Genomic DNA, 15,985 nt, shown 5'->3' with positions numbered 1-15,985 from the left:
TCTGGCAGGGCAATCACCGCGACGGGTCGGTCGCGGGCCAGGCAGGAAAGGCGCAACGAAATCCTGATTTTCCAAATCGACAAGAATGCCCGGCCCACCGGGCAGCGAGACAACCCGCTCTTTTTCGAGCGCCTTCAAATTCCAATCAAGCAGGACGGGTGGTACCCCATGCCCATCATCGAATCCCGCATCAATCCGCGGTCGCAGGACTACATCGACAACGCCAGCGCCATGCAGGCGCAACTGGACGATCTGAACCAGCAGCTGGCGCAGACGGCCTTGGGCGGCAGCGAATCCGCCCGCGCCAAGCACACCGCGCGCGGCAAGCTCTTGCCGCGTGACCGCGTGGAGAACCTGATCGATCCGGGCACCCCGTTCCTGGAACTGTCGCCGATGGCGGCGCATGGCATGTACGACGGCGACGCGCCCGGCGCGGGCGTCATCACCGGCATCGGCCGCGTGTCCGGCACCGAGTGCGTGATCGTCTGCAACGACGCCACGGTCAAGGGCGGCACCTACTATCCGATGACCGTCAAAAAGCACCTGCGCGCGCAGGAGATCGCCGCGCAGAACCATCTGCCCTGCGTGTACCTGGTGGATTCGGGCGGCGCCAACCTGCCGCAGCAGGACGAGGTCTTTCCCGACCGCGAACATTTCGGCCGCATCTTCTACAACCAGGCGCAGATGTCGGCGCAGGGCATCGCGCAGATCGCGGTGGTGATGGGCTCTTGCACCGCCGGCGGCGCGTACGTGCCCGCCATGAGCGACGAATCCATCATCGTGCGCAACCAGGGCACCATCTTCCTGGGCGGCCCGCCGCTGGTCAAAGCCGCCACCGGCGAAGAAGTCAGCGCCGAAGACCTGGGCGGCGGCGACGTGCACACGCGCCTGTCGGGCGTGGTGGACCACCTGGCCGCCAACGACATGCACGCGCTGCAACTGGCGCGCAATGCGGTTGCGCGCCTGAACCGCAAGAAACCCCAGCCGCTGGCCACCATCCCCGTGCGCGAGCCGCGCTTCGATCCCAGCGAACTGAACGGCATCATTCCCGCCGACACCCGCAAGCCCTACGACGTACGCGAAGTCATCGCGCGCATCGTCGACGGCTCCGAGTTCGACGAGTTCAAGGCCCGCTTCGGCCCCACGCTGGTCACGGGCTTCGCGCACATCCACGGCATGCCCGTCGGCATCGTCGCCAACAACGGCATCCTGTTCTCCGAGTCCGCGCAAAAAGGCGCGCACTTCATCGAACTGTGCGCGCAGCGCAAGATTCCGCTGGTGTTCCTGCAGAACATCACCGGCTTCATGGTCGGCCGCAAATACGAAAACGAAGGCATCGCGCGCCACGGCGCCAAGATGGTGACGGCCGTGGCCACCGCCAACGTGCCCAAGTTCACCGTCCTGATCGGCGGCTCGTTCGGCGCCGGCAACTACGGCATGTGCGGCCGCGCCTATTCGCCGCGCATGCTCTTCATGTGGCCCAACGCCCGCATCTCGGTCATGGGCGGCGAGCAGGCGGCCAGCGTGCTGGCGACTGTGAAGCGCGACGGCATCGAAGCGCGCGGCGGCCAATGGTCGGCGGACGAAGAAAACGCCTTCAAGGCCCCGATCCGCGAGCAGTACGAACGCGAAGGCCATCCGTATTACGCCACCGCGAGGTTGTGGGACGACGGCATCATCGCGCCCGCCGACACGCGCCGCGTGTTGGGACTGGCGTTGTCTGCCGCGCTGAATGCGCCCATCGAAGACACCAAGTTCGGTGTCTTCCGGATGTAGAGCCCACCCCCTACGCGCTTCGCGCCCTTTCCGAACACTTCAGCTTGGATAACGCAATGTTCGATACTGTGCTGATTGCCAACCGCGGCGAAATCGCCTGCCGCGTCGCCGCCACCGCGCGCCGCATGGGACTGCGCACCGTCGCCGTCTATTCCGACGCGGACGCCAACGCCCGCCACGTCGCCGCGTGCGACCAGGCCGTCTATATCGGTGGCTCCGAGCCGCGCGCCAGCTACCTGCGCGCCGACGCCATCCTGCAAGCCGCGCGCGACACCGGCGCCGGCGCCATCCACCCCGGCTACGGCTTCCTGTCGGAAAACGAAGCTTTCGCCCAGGCCGCGCAGGACGCCGGCATCGCCTTCGTCGGCCCGCCGGCATCGGCCATCGCCGCCATGGGCAGCAAGTCCGCCGCCAAGACCCTCATGGAAAAAGCCGGCGTGCCGCTCGTGCCCGGCTACCACGGCGACAACCAGGACCCGCAGTTCCTCAAATCGCAGGCCGACGGCATCGGCTATCCCGTGCTCATCAAGGCCAGCGCGGGCGGCGGCGGCAAGGGCATGCGCATCGTCGAATCGTCCGGCGCATTCCTGGATGCATTGGCCTCGTGCCAGCGCGAAGCCGCCTCCAGCTTCGGCGACGACCGCGTCCTGATCGAACGCTACCTGCAAAAGCCGCGCCACATCGAAATCCAGGTGTTCGCCGACACGCACGGCAACTGCGTCTCCCTCTTCGAACGCGACTGCTCCGTGCAGCGCCGCCACCAGAAAGTCATCGAAGAAGCGCCCGCCCCCGGCATGACCGAAGAACGCCGCCGCGCCATGGGCGAAGCCGCCGTCGCCGCCGCGCGCGCCGTCGGCTACGTGGGCGCGGGCACGGTGGAATTCATCGCCGAGCCCGACGGCCGCTTCTACTTCATGGAAATGAACACGCGCCTGCAGGTCGAGCACCCGGTCACCGAAATGATCACCGGCCACGACCTTGTCGAATGGCAACTGCGCGTCGCCGCCGGCCAGCCGCTGCCCGCGCGCCAGGAAGACCTGCGCATCAACGGCCACGCCATCGAAGCCCGCATCTACGCCGAGAACCCCGAGAAGGGCTTTCTGCCGTCCATCGGCACGCTCGCCTACCTGGGCCTGCCGCCGCACACCGCCTTTGCCAACGGCGACATCCGCGTCGACGGCGGCGTGCGGATGGGCGACACCATCACCCCGTTCTATGACCCGATGATCGCCAAGCTCATCGTGCACGGCGCCGACCGCGATCAGGCCCGCGCCCGCATGCTGCAAGCCTTGGCGCAGACGCAGGCCGTCGGCGTGCAGACCAACGTCGCGTTCCTGTCGCGCCTGATGAAGGACAGCGCCTTCGCGGCCGCTGATCTGGACACCGGCCTCATCGAACGCCAGCGCGCCACGCTGCTGCCCGACCCGCAACCCGCTGATGCCGACGCGCTGGCCCTTGCCACCGCCGCCGTGCTGGTTCGCCAAGGCCTTGCTCAACCGGGCGCGCAAGGCGCAGGCAAAGGCCCCGCCGACCCATGGGACGCGCGCGACGGCTGGCGGCTGGGCGGCCAGTATCGACGTCAACTGCAATGGACCGACAACGGCGAAGCCCGTCACGTCACCGTCGCCCGTCAGGGCGGCGCGTGGACACTGGACACCGGCGACGGCGCGCGCCCCTTCCTGTGGCGCTCGCACGCCAGTGCCAATCCCAACCTGGCCTACGGCCTGCGCATCACGCTGCAAGGCCACGAAAGCGCCGGCACCGTCGTTCTGCACGGCGACCGCGCCTACGTCTTCCGCGAGGACGGCTCGCACGTCCTGGAGCTGTATGACGCGCTGACGCACTCGCAGGACACGCAGGGCGAGCACGGCGCGGGCCTGGCCGCGCCCATGCCAGGCAAGATCATCTCGATCTCGGTCAAGTCCGGCGACAAGGTCGAGAAGGGCCAGCCGCTGCTGGTGATGGAAGCGATGAAGATGGAGCACACCATTTCTGCCATTGCGGACGGTACGGTGGGTGAGGTGTTCTACGGGGTGGGGGATCAGGTGACCGAAGGCGCCGAGCTCGTCTCGATCGAGTAACGGCCGGTTGAGAACGTACCCGACGGCTTCCGGCGGTATCGCCGGGAGCCGTTTTGTTTTGAAAGTTCAGCCCAACGAATCGGGCAATCACAGACAGTCGAAGCTACGGTTTGGCTGCACGCCAGACGTCCTGCGGCTACTTGGCGCACGTTGTGAAGGGCGTCAGTGCAGTTGCATTCAGTTCGCGCCGCGGGGACCGCATTGCGCGGTGCGTCAACGACCTCGGTTTAGCTATCCGTCAGCGCCCCGCGCCTAGAATCGGCTCTTCCCCCGCGCCTCGCCCACCATGTCCGCCGCCGACACGCCCAGTCCGCTTTCCAGTCCGCCGTTCCTGCATTTCCTCTGCGGCCGCGTCGCCGCGTCACTGGCGTTCCAGATCGTCTCCGTCGCCGTGGGCTGGCAGATCTATGCGCTGTCCGGCAGCGCGCTCGACCTGGGCCTCATCGGCCTCGCCCAATTCCTGCCCATGGCCGCGCTCACCCTTGTCGTCGGCCACGTCGCCGACCGCTACGACCGCCGCAAGATCGTCGCCCTCTGCATGGCGCTGGAAGCGCTGGCCACGCTGGTGCTCGCCATCGCCGCGCTGCACGGCGTCGGCGGCAAGACGCTCATCTACGCCACCATCATCATCATGAGCTCGGCCCGCGCCTTCGAAGCGCCGACGCTCTCCACGCTCATCCCCGCAGTCGTCCCGCGCGAATGGCTCCCACGCGCCACCGCGCTGTCCTCATCCGGCGGCCAGATCGCGCAGATCGCCGGCCCCGCGCTCGGCGGCGTCGGCTACAGCCTTGGGGCAGGGTGGATCTACTGCGTCGCCGCCGCGTTGTATCTGACGGCCTTCATCGCCATCGCCACCCTCGTCATCGACCGCGCGCCGCCGCGCAAGGAACCGACCACGTGGCGCACGCTGTTCGGCGGCATCACCTTCATCTTCCAGCGGCGGTTGCTGTTGGGCACGCTGTCGTTGGATCTGTTTGCGGTGCTGCTGGGTGGGGCGAAGGCGCTGCTGCCGATCTTTGCGAAGGACATTCTCAATGCGGGGCCTTGGGCGCTTGGTGCATTGCGCGCGGCTCCGGCTTGCGGTGCGGCATTGATGTCGCTGACGCTAGCGCGTTTGAGCCTGGGTGAGAACGTTGGCCGGCTGCTGTTCGGTTCGCTCATCGTGTTCGGGCTGGCGACCACCGTGTTCGGTCTGTCGACGTCGATCCCGCTATCGATCGCCGCGCTGGTGGTGCTTGGCGCAGCGGACGCGGTCAGCGTTGTCGTGCGGTCATCGCTGGTGCAGTTGAATACGCCCGATCACATGCTGGGCCGGGTCAGCGCGGTGAACACCTTGTTCATCGGCGCGTCGAATCAGCTTGGGGAGTTTGAGTCTGGGCTCACCGCGCAATTGTTTGGCGCGGTGCCCGCCGTGGTGATCGGCGGGGTGGGGACGATTGCGGTCGCAGCGCTGTGGATGCGGTGGTTCCCGGAACTGAGGCGGCTTCGGACGTTGAATGGGAATGAGGTGGCGCAGACCTAGACGCTACTTCCAGCTTTCCTTACTCATCTCAAACCGGTTAGGCGCCCCAGCCGCCGGTTCGAAGTAATACTTAGGTTCCCGATAAACCAGCTCCTTCAACGCGGCATCCAGCTTCGGCAGCTGGAAACTGGCAGCACTACGCGCCTTCCGAAAATCCTCGATGCTGGCGGGCAGACGTTCGAGCGTCATCGACTCCAGCAAACACACCCATTCCCGGGCCAACACTCCGCACGAATCCTTGACCATCACTGGCTGGTCGTCCGGCATCTTGAACCCATCCATCAGGACCACATCACCCGCTTTCAGTGTGATCGTGGCCAACGGCGTAAACAGCAATTCCGTAGCAACGCCGGCAACGGGCACCATCTCGGCCGCGCTTTCCTGGACGGCGCGCTTGGCCTCCTCCACCCAGCGATACTCCCGGGCAGCCTCATCGCAGCCGTCCCCGAATCGCAACGTGACCTCGCAGCCTGAGCCCAGCATATCCTCGCTGGGCGTAAGCGGCGTCCAGGGCCCCGTCTTCTTGAAATCGACATCCGCCGTCTCGGTCAGCGTCGCCATGCCGAGGTCTTTCAGATAATCCATCGACTTCGCGCGCGCATCTGTATCCGGCAACGCCGTGCGCGGCTGGCGATAGGTAATGCGATTGAGCCGGTACTCTCCGGGCCACACTGGAATCACCTGATACGCGACCGCGCCGCGCGTGGTCTGGAACAGCGGCCCGAGATCGGCGGCATCGAACTTGTGCTTGCCTTGGCCCACCGTCATCGCGTATCCCTTCTCGGTCACATGCTGCCAATGCATGAGCGTGCTGCTCTGGCGGGTGAATCGATCCCGTGTGGCCGCGTCGTCAAAATCACGCGGTGGCTGCGCATCGAAATTGACGGTCGGGATCACCACCAATGCCATGTCCTCGCGGGCCTGATCGAACAGTTTGTCGGTGTTTGCGCGATGCCGCTCCCTCATGGCTGTCGCTTCGGCCTGTAGCGCTTTGTCTGTGGGCGACTGTGCCAACGCGGCGAACGGGGAAAACAGCGCAGATACACACACAACGGCAAGCACGCGGCGAGACAGCGTCATCGGTCTTGGTTCCTCTATGGATTCGGTTATCGGGCAAATCAGCGGCGGCCACCCATCCGGCTGAACAGGGCTTGGGCGAGAGCGCCAGGGCATGATATCGCGGTGAGCGTTCATGCAATGCGCCAAGCCGCGCCCGCTGCCAAACCGCATCACACAAGCGCCGCCCGCGCCGCACAGAGTAGACTGACACCCTCTCTCACCATTCCGAGTCCCCATTCTCATGCTCGTCAAAGCCCTGCGTGTCGGCCTGGGTCAAATCATTGTCCTGGGCGACGCACTGACCCGTCCGCGTCCGCAGAAGCGCTCGCCGCAAGGCCAGGCCACCGTCAACGCCGATGCGGCCGCGCTCTCGCTGTATCAATTCCAGGCGTGCCCCTTTTGCGTGAAAACACGCCGCGCCATGCACCGGCTCAATGTGCCGGTCGCGCTGAAGGACGCCAAGCACGACCCCGACGCGCGCGCCGCGTTGCAGGCGGGCGGCGGTAAGGTGAAGGTGCCTTGCTTGCGCATCGAAGACGCCGAGGGCACGCGCTGGATGTACGAGTCCAACGACATCATCGCGTACCTGGAAAAGCGGTTTGCCAACGTTACCTGACCGTACGGAAAACAAACGGCCCGCCGCAGCATCCGGCAGGCCGCTTTCCAACGGCACACCGTCAACACTTTGACTTCGGCGCCGACCAAAGGCGAATCACAGTCCCGTGCGCGACTCGACGTCCATATCAGTCGGCCACTCCACCTTAGGCGCTAAACGCAGGGCCAAATGATAGGGCGGCACATCGTTGTTCCAATCACGAGGCGGGTTTGGATACTGGGGTAATGCCTCCGGTCCCTGATTCATGAACGCGCGCGCCATTGCCCACATGTGTTCGCCGTTGGCGTTGCTGCCGGCTAGTTGAAAGCGGTCAATGACGTGATTGGTGCCCGGCGCCACCACAGCGATATCCACGCCCCACGCGAAGATCGGCACACCACTGGGACTTGGCGCCATGCGGCTCCAGGCTTCGGCTCGTAGGTCTTTCCAGTCGAAAGCCTCCGGGCGAACACCCCAACCTTTTCGACTGATCGGTCCGCCGCTGTGAAAGCGGTACACGTAAACTCTGCCTCGCTTGCGGTTGAAACGAATGGGCTCGTCTCGGGGGGTGGCTATACCTGTGCGTAACATGCCTGTTCCCAGGACGAAACTGACCATTATTGCTCCCAATAAAAAGACATAAGCCAATGGATTTGATTTAAATGCATATGCTCCGTCTGCAAGCTCAAGCAACAACATTACGAGCATTAGAAACGCGATCGTGAGAATAAAGATGCCACAAGCGCAAACCACCGTTCGATTCAATATTTTGGCGGTATGCAACTCAAGGTAGATTTCGTCCACGTAATTTGGTGCGACGCCGATTGGATGAAAAATATGATCCGGTGGTGCCCATGGAAGCGGAAGATCAGCTTTCCATCCAGCAGTCGGAATGTCCAAGAGAGCTTTCGGAGACGTTGTCATTTGGCCTCCGAAACGTCCACGATTGCGATCATCTCTGAGTCGTGAATGTTTGGTAGGTACTCTAGAACGATTCGTGCCTCATCGATATCGTGACTAACTTTGAGTTCGATCGAGCCTTCCACAATAAGGAAGGTTTCCTTTCCTTCCTCTATTGCAGTAACCGTGCGCTCGCGGCTAGTCGGCGCATTACTTTCAGGCACATAATCCAGCCGCTGTAGCGGGATGCTATGTTCACTTGACTTGGGATCACCGAGTGGGTGCATACCGGACGCCATAATCTGCTCGCCGGAATACCGCTTTACGATAAGTCGCCACTTAAAGGCTACGCGGGAGACATCGTAGCGAGGCATGACTATTTGATATTGCAATTGCGGTATAACCGCCGGCCCTCCCTCCGCCCCACCCATGGCGGCAGCCTTCCCTTCGTAGTGGACGGCTCGCACTATAGAACCAAACACCACCTGCGCATCGACTCCAAGAACCGCCGCATTCAATGCGGAAACTGCCGAATTCGCGTCGTCAAACTTATCACTCCCCGATAGTCCAAAGTGACTACGATACGCCCATCGTTCTAAGGGAGACGACTCAGCCTCCCCACCAAGCTGCAGAAAGACAAACGCACTAATTCCAGCAAGAATTGCCCACCCGACAGGCCCAAGCACCCAGGTGGCACTCAATATTGTCGTCGAGGCGGAATAGAGGGCGTACACCGCAAAGCCCGCGCTTGTGACGGATAATCCTGCAGCACCGAAGTACCAAGATCTTGCTGATTTACCGCCAGCATCACCGGCACGACCAGCTGCAGCTAAAGCCGCAACAGCGTCAACAGCCCCAGACACCGCGCCAAGTATTCCCCCAAAGCGCGCCAGTGCTTTACCAGCGTCCGCGAGCTGACTGATGGCACCGACACTCGACGCATGCGCGCGGAGAACTTTCCTCGCTTGCTCAGCGCTGGCCCTCATCGTCATTCCCGCCACCTCAATACTTCCCCCCAACACCCCGATCGAGGCCGAGTACACCGCCAGCACGGCTTCCTCGTGTTTGGCTCCAAAGGTGGCATCCACGGCTTCAACCGATTTACGCAAGCCCTGCGATAACAGGTACGTGGAGCCAACAGCAAGCAGCAGTTCAGCGCTTCCGACCGTGCCGCGGGCAATCGCGGCAGCACTGCGCGCGCCCCTCAATCCGGTCCGCGCGAGGTCGGCAGCCTGCAACGCGTTGAGCTGAAGACCGGCCAAGGCCTTGCGCGCCTCCGGCTCCAGCGTACCCGCCAGCACCTTGAGTTCGCTCAGCGCTTCGCCAGCCCGGCGCGTAGCATCTCCGATGACCTCTCCCGTTTGCTGAGTGGCGTCCTGGACAACGCCGACAAAGCGCTTGCGCAGGTCATTTGCATTGCCTTCGACCCACAGCACCACGTCGACCATTTGCTCCGCCAACTTGGGATCACTCAGGGCCAGACTGAGGACACCCGCAGTCAGCACCGACCGCACTTGCTTGTGCGCCTTACCGGTCGCTTTTTCAATGGCCGCCGCAAGCCTGTTTCGATCTTCCCCGATCTGCCTGCACATCAACGTGTAAAACTCGCCCAGCTTCATCTGAACGGCGACCTGGGTCATGTACGTACGCGAGTACAGCAAGAGCGATGCGCTGTTCACCCGCGTGGCGACGTTGCGCACGCCGGCATCAACCTTCAGTTCCAGTCGGCTCACCGCGCCGTTGTAAGCCGCCAGCACACTGGCGATTGCGTCCTGAACGTTAGACCAGATGAGTTTGTTGCCCAGGTCGCTACTGTTGATGATCTTGGTGACCGGGGCGTAGAGCTTGCCGAAGTCGTTCCAATCCAGTTCGCCCTGATTGCTGAACGTGGGGACCAGGCTTTGCATCAGGTTTTGGTCAAGCGCGAGCAAGGTCTTGAACACAATGCTCTGCCCATCCTTGATCCAGGCTTCCCAAGCGCGCGCCGACGGCCCGGAGACGGGTCGAATATTCCCCTCGGCATCGGGTTTAGGCGTTGCTTCGGTGATGCCCCCGCTCAGGCACAGCTCCATCGTGCGGATGTAACCCAATACTGAGTACGCATTTTGCGCATCGTAGTCATAGTGCTCCGCCAGACGGAACATCGGGTTGTTAAGGATCTGGTCTGTGTACAGTTCGGCAAGCTTATCCACTTGCGTCTGCAACCGCGCTTTGTGCGCTTCGAACGCCCTCTCCCAACTGGCGCGCGCCGCTTCGTCGTATCGCTCATCAAGGCGCGCAAGCAGCTTCCCAGCCTTGTGTTCGACCTGTTCGGCTCGCTCGCGAGCGGGATCGCCGAATACCGGCGGCCCGCCAGACTCGCTAGGCATCATCTGCCAGGCCACATTTGGGCTAGCGGCGATGACGTCGTCCGCAGCCACCTTGCAAAGTTCACGCAGACGTTTGAGGCTTTCGGACGTGAAGAATTTGTAGTTGTTGAGCGGCTCTGCCTCATAAGCCTGCCGCTCCCTTAGCCAACCCAGGCGCTGATGATTGATTTCCTGGACCAACCCGACCGGGTCGGGCAGGACCAACGCCAACACGCCATTCGGCAACTGCTCGCGCTGTGTCTGAGTCCGCACGAAACCCTCTAGCGCGTTCAAGCGATGATTGCGCGAGCAAAAGCCGTGCACGCTGACAAAATCGCCGATCGTGGGCGTGGCGTATTCCAGTACCTGCTGATCGACCTGAAGGCTCTGCTCCATCATTGCGATGCCTACGCTCGCGGGGTCGTTGCGAGCAGTCTGTAAGTCAAGCTCGTAAAACCTGGCGCCCACTGGCGGCTTTTCGCCCACGAAACTGTGGAGATAGCGATTCAATACACGGTCGGACCACGGATCGCTGGAAAACGCTATCCACGCGGTCTTGAACAGTTTGGTATCGATGTTGATGAAAGAAGCGGGGACGTCGTGGTCTCGGTAGATGCATCTTTCGCTCAGCGGCTCTGGGGCGGCCCGCGGCATGGCAAATGGGTTGAACTGGCGAAGCGCCCCGTCGGGCGTCACCTCATAGGCCTGCCACTCTTGTTTGTCGAGCAGCACATAGAGATACCCTTCACGCAGCGTACGCGGCTGGTCGAGCCGCATCGGCACGGCAGCCAGATCGCCGCCGCCGGCAAGCGGCCGCTTTGATGTGACAGTGGGCGCGGGCGCGTAGGCCAATCGCAACGGAAGAATCGGCAGCCCAGTGCGTTCGCAGGCGTTGCATGTGCCCGTAGGGTTGGGTAGCGCTTGGCGGATCGCCAGGCCCAGGGTCTTGCTGACGCTCATAAGTTCCTTTGCTTGGCGCAGTGAGGCCGTATTCGGTGATGACCTCTCGCCTCAATGCAAACGCTGTGCCAGCTAGGTTGCGTGGTTTCCGTTGTCCTTTCTTATCAACTGCTTAGGCAAATTCCGCCGCCAGGCATGGCGATCTCAATCTCGTCGCAACAGCGAAAGTGTTTTTTTCAATGGATGTTCGGGCCATTCGTGGCCCGAACATCCTTAATGATTTGAAAACACACAAAAAAAATCGGGCCAACTTTGGCCCGGGTGAGCCAAAGTTGGCCCGATCATCCACGCTCAGACAAATTGCGCCGACCATTACGCGCTGGATGTACGAGTCCAACGACATCATCGCGTACCTGGAAAAGCGCTTCGCCAACGTCGCCTGACCGTACGGAAAGCAAACGGCCCGCCGAGACACCCGGCAGGCCGCTTTCAATCGCATCAAGAACGCATCAGAACCTTCCCCGCAGCGTCAGCAGCACGCTGCGCGGCGCGCCGTAGTTGTTGCGGTTTTCCAGATAGTCCGGGTACTCGTAATAGACCTTGTCGAACAGGTTGTTCACGTTCACCGCGGCGGTCCAGTGCGAAGTCAGGTCGTACGCGACGCGCGCATTCCAGACGCTATACGAAGGGCGCCGCACCTTTGAAATCGTGTTCGTCAACGCGCTCTGCCAATTGACGCCCGCGCCCACGCTCAACCGATTCAGGTCACCCGGCAGGCGGTACTCGCTCCAGACGCGCAGCATGTGCCGCGGCGTTTCCTCGCTGAAGGTCTGACCCTCCCGCTCGGGGTCGCTCAGATACTTGTTGCTGTTGAACGTATAGCCCGCAGCCACTTGCAAGCCTCGCGCCAGTTCGCCGCTCATCTCGGCCTCGAAGCCCTGGCTGCGCACCTTGCCCGCCGCCCGCGAGCAATAGCCGCCGTTGCAGACCGGCCCGGCCTCGTAATCCTGCACCGCGCGATTCTTCTGGTCGATCCGGTACACGGCGAACGACGTGTTCAGCCTGCCGTCCATCAACTCGCCCTTGATGCCCACTTCATAGTTCGCGCCCACGATGGGCTTGAGGACGCTGCCGTCCAGCGTCGTGGCGGTCTGCGGTTCGAAGATATCTGCGTAGCTGGCATAGGCCGACCACTGCGGCGTCAGCGCGTACACCAGACCCAGGAACGGCGTGAACTCGGCGCTGGCCTTCGCGGTGCTGACGTCGTCCCACGTTGCGGCCTGCGTCGTGTAGCGGCTTTCAAACCAGCTGAATCGCCCGCCCGAGACCAGCGTCAGGTCGTCCGTCAGGCTGCTGCGCAACTGCGCATAGATGCCTTTCTGCACGTGCGGGTCATAGCGCGACAAGCGCTGCGAGTCCGGAAAGCTGTCGGGCTTGGGCACATGTGGATCTGGATTGAAGACATCCAGGGGCAGGTAGTTGGACGCGTACTCGATCCGATCTGTCGACTTCAGGCGCGACATGCTCACGCCCACCGTCAGATCCTGCGCCATGCCCCACGTCGTGAAGCGGCCGTTCACGTTGGCGTCAAAACCGAAGTGCTCCGCGGACTTGTCGTAGTGCCAGGCGTTACGCATCGGCCCCATCAACGTCACAGGATCCACTGCGCCCGTCGCATCCAGCGCCGACGTCAGGCTGGTTTCCTTCACGTAGGTGCCCGCGATGTTCAGGCGCCAGTCGCTGTTGAACCGATGCGTCAGGTCAGCAAAAACCTGGGTCTCGTCACGGTCCCACTGATTCCAGTCCGCGCCCAGAAAGGTCGAACGCTTCAAGCCCAGTGAACGGCCGTCGCTGTAGCGCGGCAGGCCGCCAAAGAAGGGGGTGGACCGCAGGCGCGACACCAGCACGCCAGCGCCCACCGTGGTGCGCGGCGACACGTCGTAATCCAGCGCAACGTACAGGTTGGTATTGCGTTCCTTCACCACGTCGATGAACGAACCCTTGGTGTCGTAGTCCAGCACCGCGCGCGCCCGCAGGCTGCCATCCGCATTGAGCGCGCCGCCCGCATCCAGCATGCCGCCCACGTGATCCCACGAGCCCGCGCGCGCTTCCATCAGCAGCAGCGTCTCGGCGGTGGGCCGCTTGCGCACCAGGTTGACCGATCCGCCCGGCTGGCCCGCGCCTTCCATCAGGCCTTGCGCGCCCCGCAGCACCTCGACGCGATCCAGATACGCCGTGCTGCCCGTGAAACTGTTGCCCACCGCATAGAAACTGCGTGACAGCGGCACGCCGTCGTACTGGATGTTCGTGATCTTGAAACCGCGCGAATAGAAATTGCGGCCGCCGTCGGCCACTTCGCTGATCGTCACGCCCGTCGTGTTCTCCAGCACCTCGCTGATGGTCGACAGATTCTGATCGTCCATCCGCCGGCGCGTGATCACCGTCACGGACTGCGGAATGTCCTTGAGCGCCTCTTCCGTCTTGCCGATGGTCGCCGCCCTGGCCGCATAGGAGTTCGAGCCCTCGGTGGTCGCGTTGAACACGCCCGTCACCAGCACCGGCGCCAGCGTGCTGGCCGCGGACGGCGGCTCGGCCTCGATGCGGATGCCGCCGTCCACGTTGACGGCGCGATAGCCCGTGCCCGACAGCAGCGCGCGCAGACCGTCGGCCACGCCGTACTGGCCATTCAGGCCCGCGCTATGCGCACCGTTCAACTGCGCGGACGAGTACGCCAGCGAAATGCCGGCCTGCCGGGCGAATTCCGCCAGCGTGTCGTTCAACGGTCCCGGTGCAATTGCATAGGCGCGCGACGTGGCAGAGGGCGTGTTTGCGGCAGGCGCCGTCTGGGCACGCACGGTCGTCGGGCTTGCGGACAACGCGGCCAGACCAAGCGCCGCCGCCAGCGGCAACAGCACGGCAAGGGAGGGGGTGGGGCAGGCGCGCAAGCAAGCCCGGGCGCCCGGCGCCGCAGCGGCCGGGTGTCGGTAAGTCTTCACGAAAGGGTTACTCCAATGAGGGTCGGTCCATCTTGGGCAGTGCGCACTGCTTCAAGCGGTATGACGAACGAATTCGCCGATCCCCTCAAATATTTTTTGCCGGGCGTTGCCCATCACGCGCGCGCCCGCACCCGCGTCACGCGTCCGCCCCACCACAAGCGGCCGGATTGCGGCTCGATCGGCAGGATCTGACGCAGCAACGCCAGCACCTTGCGCGTATCGTCCAACTGGAACACGCCAGAGACGCTAAACCGCGCCACCGCAGGGTCGCATTCGATTGCGCCGTGATAGCGCGAAAGTTCCTGCAGGAATGCGGCGAGCGGCATGTCCCGCACCGACAACGCGCCTTCGACCCAGGCGCTGCCATCCATCACACGCACATCGGTCGGCCCCGCGCCGAATACCTTCTGACGCGTCATACGCGCGGATTCGCCTGTCTGCAGTGTCATTCCGGCCGCGTCGCCGCCATCGCGCGGCAGCATGGCAACCTTGCCTTCGTCCACCGACACTTCACTGGCCTCGTCCCGCTGACGCACGCGATAGCGCGTCCCCAACGCCCGCGCCTGGCCATCGCGCGTTTCCACGAACAGCGGACGCGACAGCGGGTCGCTGCCGGAGATCAGATAAACCTCGCCGGCCAGCAACGTGATCCGTCGCGCTTGATCGCCATAACGGATGTTGACCGCCGTATCCGTGTTCAACACCAGCGTGCCACCGTCCGGCAGTACGATGCGGCGCCGCTCGCCGCGCGACGTGGACACATCGGCCAGCGCATGCTGAACCAGCGCAGCATCGCGCGCCTGCCACACCATCCAGCCGCCCGCCGCCAGCACGCCCAGCGACATCAACGCCTTGCGCCGCGAGCGCAGCGTCTGCGCCGTCCCCGTCTGCCGAAGAATTCGCGCCACGGCTTGCGGCGGCATGTCCATCGCCGGGCGCTGCAACCGCGCGCTCAAGGCCTGCAAGCGCTCCCAGACCACCGCATGCGCCGGGTTCGCGCCCAACCACGCATCAAAGGCCCGCCAAGCGGACGCGTCCGCCGTGTTGTATTGCAGCTTGATGCGCCAACGGATGGCGGCGTCCAGCACCGCCGCATCGCCCGCGCCGTTCAAGGTGGCGTCCGCACCCGCGCCGAGCTTTGCCGACGCCACGCGATCAGCACTCATAAACCAGGCGATAGCAGTGTTGCAGGGCCTGCGCCAGATAACGCTCCACCGTCGCCACCGACTTGCCCACCTGCCGCGCGATCTGCGGGCAGGTATGGCCCTCCATCTGCGCCAGCAGGAACACTTCGCGCACCCCGGGCCTCAACCGGCCCAGCATCTGCGCGATCTGCTCCAGCGATTCCAGGATCACCAGGCGCGACTCTTCGGACGGCCAATGTTGTTGGGGATAGGTCTGCAACACCGCCAGGTAATTGCGCTCGATTTCCTGGCGGCGCCAATGGTCCACCAGCAAGCGGTTGGCGATGGTGCGCAGATAGGCGCGCGGTTCGCGCAGGGCGGTTTCGGTCTGGGTGGAGGAATTGGCCGAGAGCAGGCGGACAAACGTGTCCTGCGCCAGATCCGCCGCGCGGTGTGCGTCGCCAAGCTTCAGGCGCAGCCAGCCATGCAGCCAGGAATGGTGGTCACGGTAAATCGTCGAGATACCGGCGTCGGGACTGGCGCTGGGCTTGGCGGACATCGGACGGGCTTTGTTAATGGGAATGGTTCCCATTATAGGGTGAAGACGGATCGCGGGGATGGGATGATGCGGGTGGCCTCGGGATCGGTTCATCTCTTTGCGACCGGTGGGCTTAAGTGGATCGG

General features: G+C 63.6%; 10 protein-coding genes. 4 read left to right on the top strand and 6 right to left on the bottom strand.

All coding sequences use genetic code 11. The annotated features are described in order from the left end of the window. The first annotated feature begins 168 nt into the window (after nt 1-168). The 3 genes from QEP15_RS00505 (at nt 169) to QEP15_RS00495 (ending at nt 5,379) form a co-directional block, all read left to right on the top strand. Nucleotides 169-1,776 (top strand): carboxyl transferase domain-containing protein, encoded by a 1,608-nt coding sequence (locus tag QEP15_RS00505; protein WP_056327727.1) that lies wholly within the window; start codon nt 169-171, stop codon nt 1,774-1,776. Nucleotides 1,777-1,832: 56 nt separating this feature from the next. Further along, a complete protein-coding gene (locus QEP15_RS00500) occupies nt 1,833-3,857 on the top strand; it encodes an acetyl/propionyl/methylcrotonyl-CoA carboxylase subunit alpha (RefSeq protein ID WP_280148305.1) in 2,025 nt (674 codons plus the stop codon). A gap of 286 nt (nt 3,858-4,143) precedes the next feature. Then, nucleotides 4,144-5,379, top strand: a complete 1,236-nt coding sequence (locus QEP15_RS00495) for an MFS transporter (RefSeq protein ID WP_280148304.1) — start codon at nt 4,144-4,146, stop codon at nt 5,377-5,379. A gap of 3 nt (nt 5,380-5,382) precedes the next feature. Here QEP15_RS00495 and QEP15_RS00490 read toward each other — a convergent pair whose 3' ends face one another. After that, complete coding sequence (locus QEP15_RS00490) at nt 5,383-6,459, bottom strand: hypothetical protein (RefSeq protein ID WP_280148303.1); 1,077 nt, start codon at nt 6,457-6,459, stop codon at nt 5,383-5,385. Nucleotides 6,460-6,679: 220 nt separating this feature from the next. Here QEP15_RS00490 and QEP15_RS00485 point away from each other — a divergent pair, with 220 nt between their 5' ends. Next, a complete protein-coding gene (locus tag QEP15_RS00485) occupies nt 6,680-7,054 on the top strand; it encodes a glutaredoxin family protein (RefSeq protein ID WP_280148302.1) in 375 nt (124 codons plus the stop codon). A gap of 96 nt (nt 7,055-7,150) precedes the next feature. Here QEP15_RS00485 and QEP15_RS00480 read toward each other — a convergent pair whose 3' ends face one another. From QEP15_RS00480 to QEP15_RS00460, 5 genes are all read right to left on the bottom strand, one after another. Then, nucleotides 7,151-7,933 carry a DUF6708 domain-containing protein gene (locus tag QEP15_RS00480; RefSeq protein WP_280148301.1) on the bottom strand — a complete coding sequence of 261 codons (783 nt, stop codon included), beginning with the start codon at nt 7,931-7,933 and terminating at the stop codon, nt 7,151-7,153. A 20-nt stretch (nt 7,934-7,953) separates the two neighbouring features. Then, complete coding sequence (locus tag QEP15_RS00475; protein WP_280148300.1) at nt 7,954-11,241, bottom strand: T6SS effector BTH_I2691 family protein; 3,288 nt, start codon at nt 11,239-11,241, stop codon at nt 7,954-7,956. Between the two features lie 449 nt (nt 11,242-11,690). After that, nucleotides 11,691-14,177 carry a TonB-dependent siderophore receptor gene (locus QEP15_RS00470; RefSeq protein ID WP_280148299.1) on the bottom strand — a complete coding sequence of 829 codons (2,487 nt, stop codon included), beginning with the start codon at nt 14,175-14,177 and terminating at the stop codon, nt 11,691-11,693. 113 nt (nt 14,178-14,290) lie between these two features. Beyond that, nucleotides 14,291-15,343 carry a FecR domain-containing protein gene (locus QEP15_RS00465; protein ID WP_280148298.1) on the bottom strand — a complete coding sequence of 351 codons (1,053 nt, stop codon included), beginning with the start codon at nt 15,341-15,343 and terminating at the stop codon, nt 14,291-14,293. Further along, the gene (locus tag QEP15_RS00460) at nt 15,333-15,860 is read right to left on the bottom strand and encodes a sigma-70 family RNA polymerase sigma factor (protein ID WP_063954182.1); all 528 of its coding nucleotides are present in this window, start codon (nt 15,858-15,860) and stop codon (nt 15,333-15,335) included. Before QEP15_RS00460 ends, QEP15_RS00465 begins: the two co-directional genes overlap by 11 nt. Nucleotides 15,861-15,985 lie beyond the last annotated feature (125 nt).

Origin of the sequence: Achromobacter mucicolens (genome assembly GCF_029866465.1) — a bacterium.
GTDB classification, from domain to species: domain Bacteria; phylum Pseudomonadota; class Gammaproteobacteria; order Burkholderiales; family Burkholderiaceae_B; genus Achromobacter; species Achromobacter mucicolens.
This window is presented reverse-complemented; position numbering and strand designations above follow the sequence as displayed.

What these genes read in the sequence shown, in the direction of transcription:
- QEP15_RS00495 (WP_280148304.1), top strand. Translation starts at nt 4,144, where the DNA reads ATGTCCGCCGCCGACACGCCCAGTCCGCTTTCCAGTCCGCCGTTCCTG.
- QEP15_RS00475 (WP_280148300.1), bottom strand. Translation starts at nt 11,241, where the DNA reads ATGAGCGTCAGCAAGACCCTGGGCCTGGCGATCCGCCAAGCGCTACCC.
- QEP15_RS00500 (WP_280148305.1), top strand. Translation starts at nt 1,833, where the DNA reads ATGTTCGATACTGTGCTGATTGCCAACCGCGGCGAAATCGCCTGCCGC.
- QEP15_RS00485 (WP_280148302.1), top strand. Translation starts at nt 6,680, where the DNA reads ATGCTCGTCAAAGCCCTGCGTGTCGGCCTGGGTCAAATCATTGTCCTG.
- QEP15_RS00465 (WP_280148298.1), bottom strand. Translation starts at nt 15,343, where the DNA reads ATGAGTGCTGATCGCGTGGCGTCGGCAAAGCTCGGCGCGGGTGCGGAC.
- QEP15_RS00460 (WP_063954182.1), bottom strand. Translation starts at nt 15,860, where the DNA reads ATGTCCGCCAAGCCCAGCGCCAGTCCCGACGCCGGTATCTCGACGATT.
- QEP15_RS00505 (WP_056327727.1), top strand. Translation starts at nt 169, where the DNA reads ATGCCCATCATCGAATCCCGCATCAATCCGCGGTCGCAGGACTACATC.
- QEP15_RS00490 (WP_280148303.1), bottom strand. Translation starts at nt 6,459, where the DNA reads ATGACGCTGTCTCGCCGCGTGCTTGCCGTTGTGTGTGTATCTGCGCTG.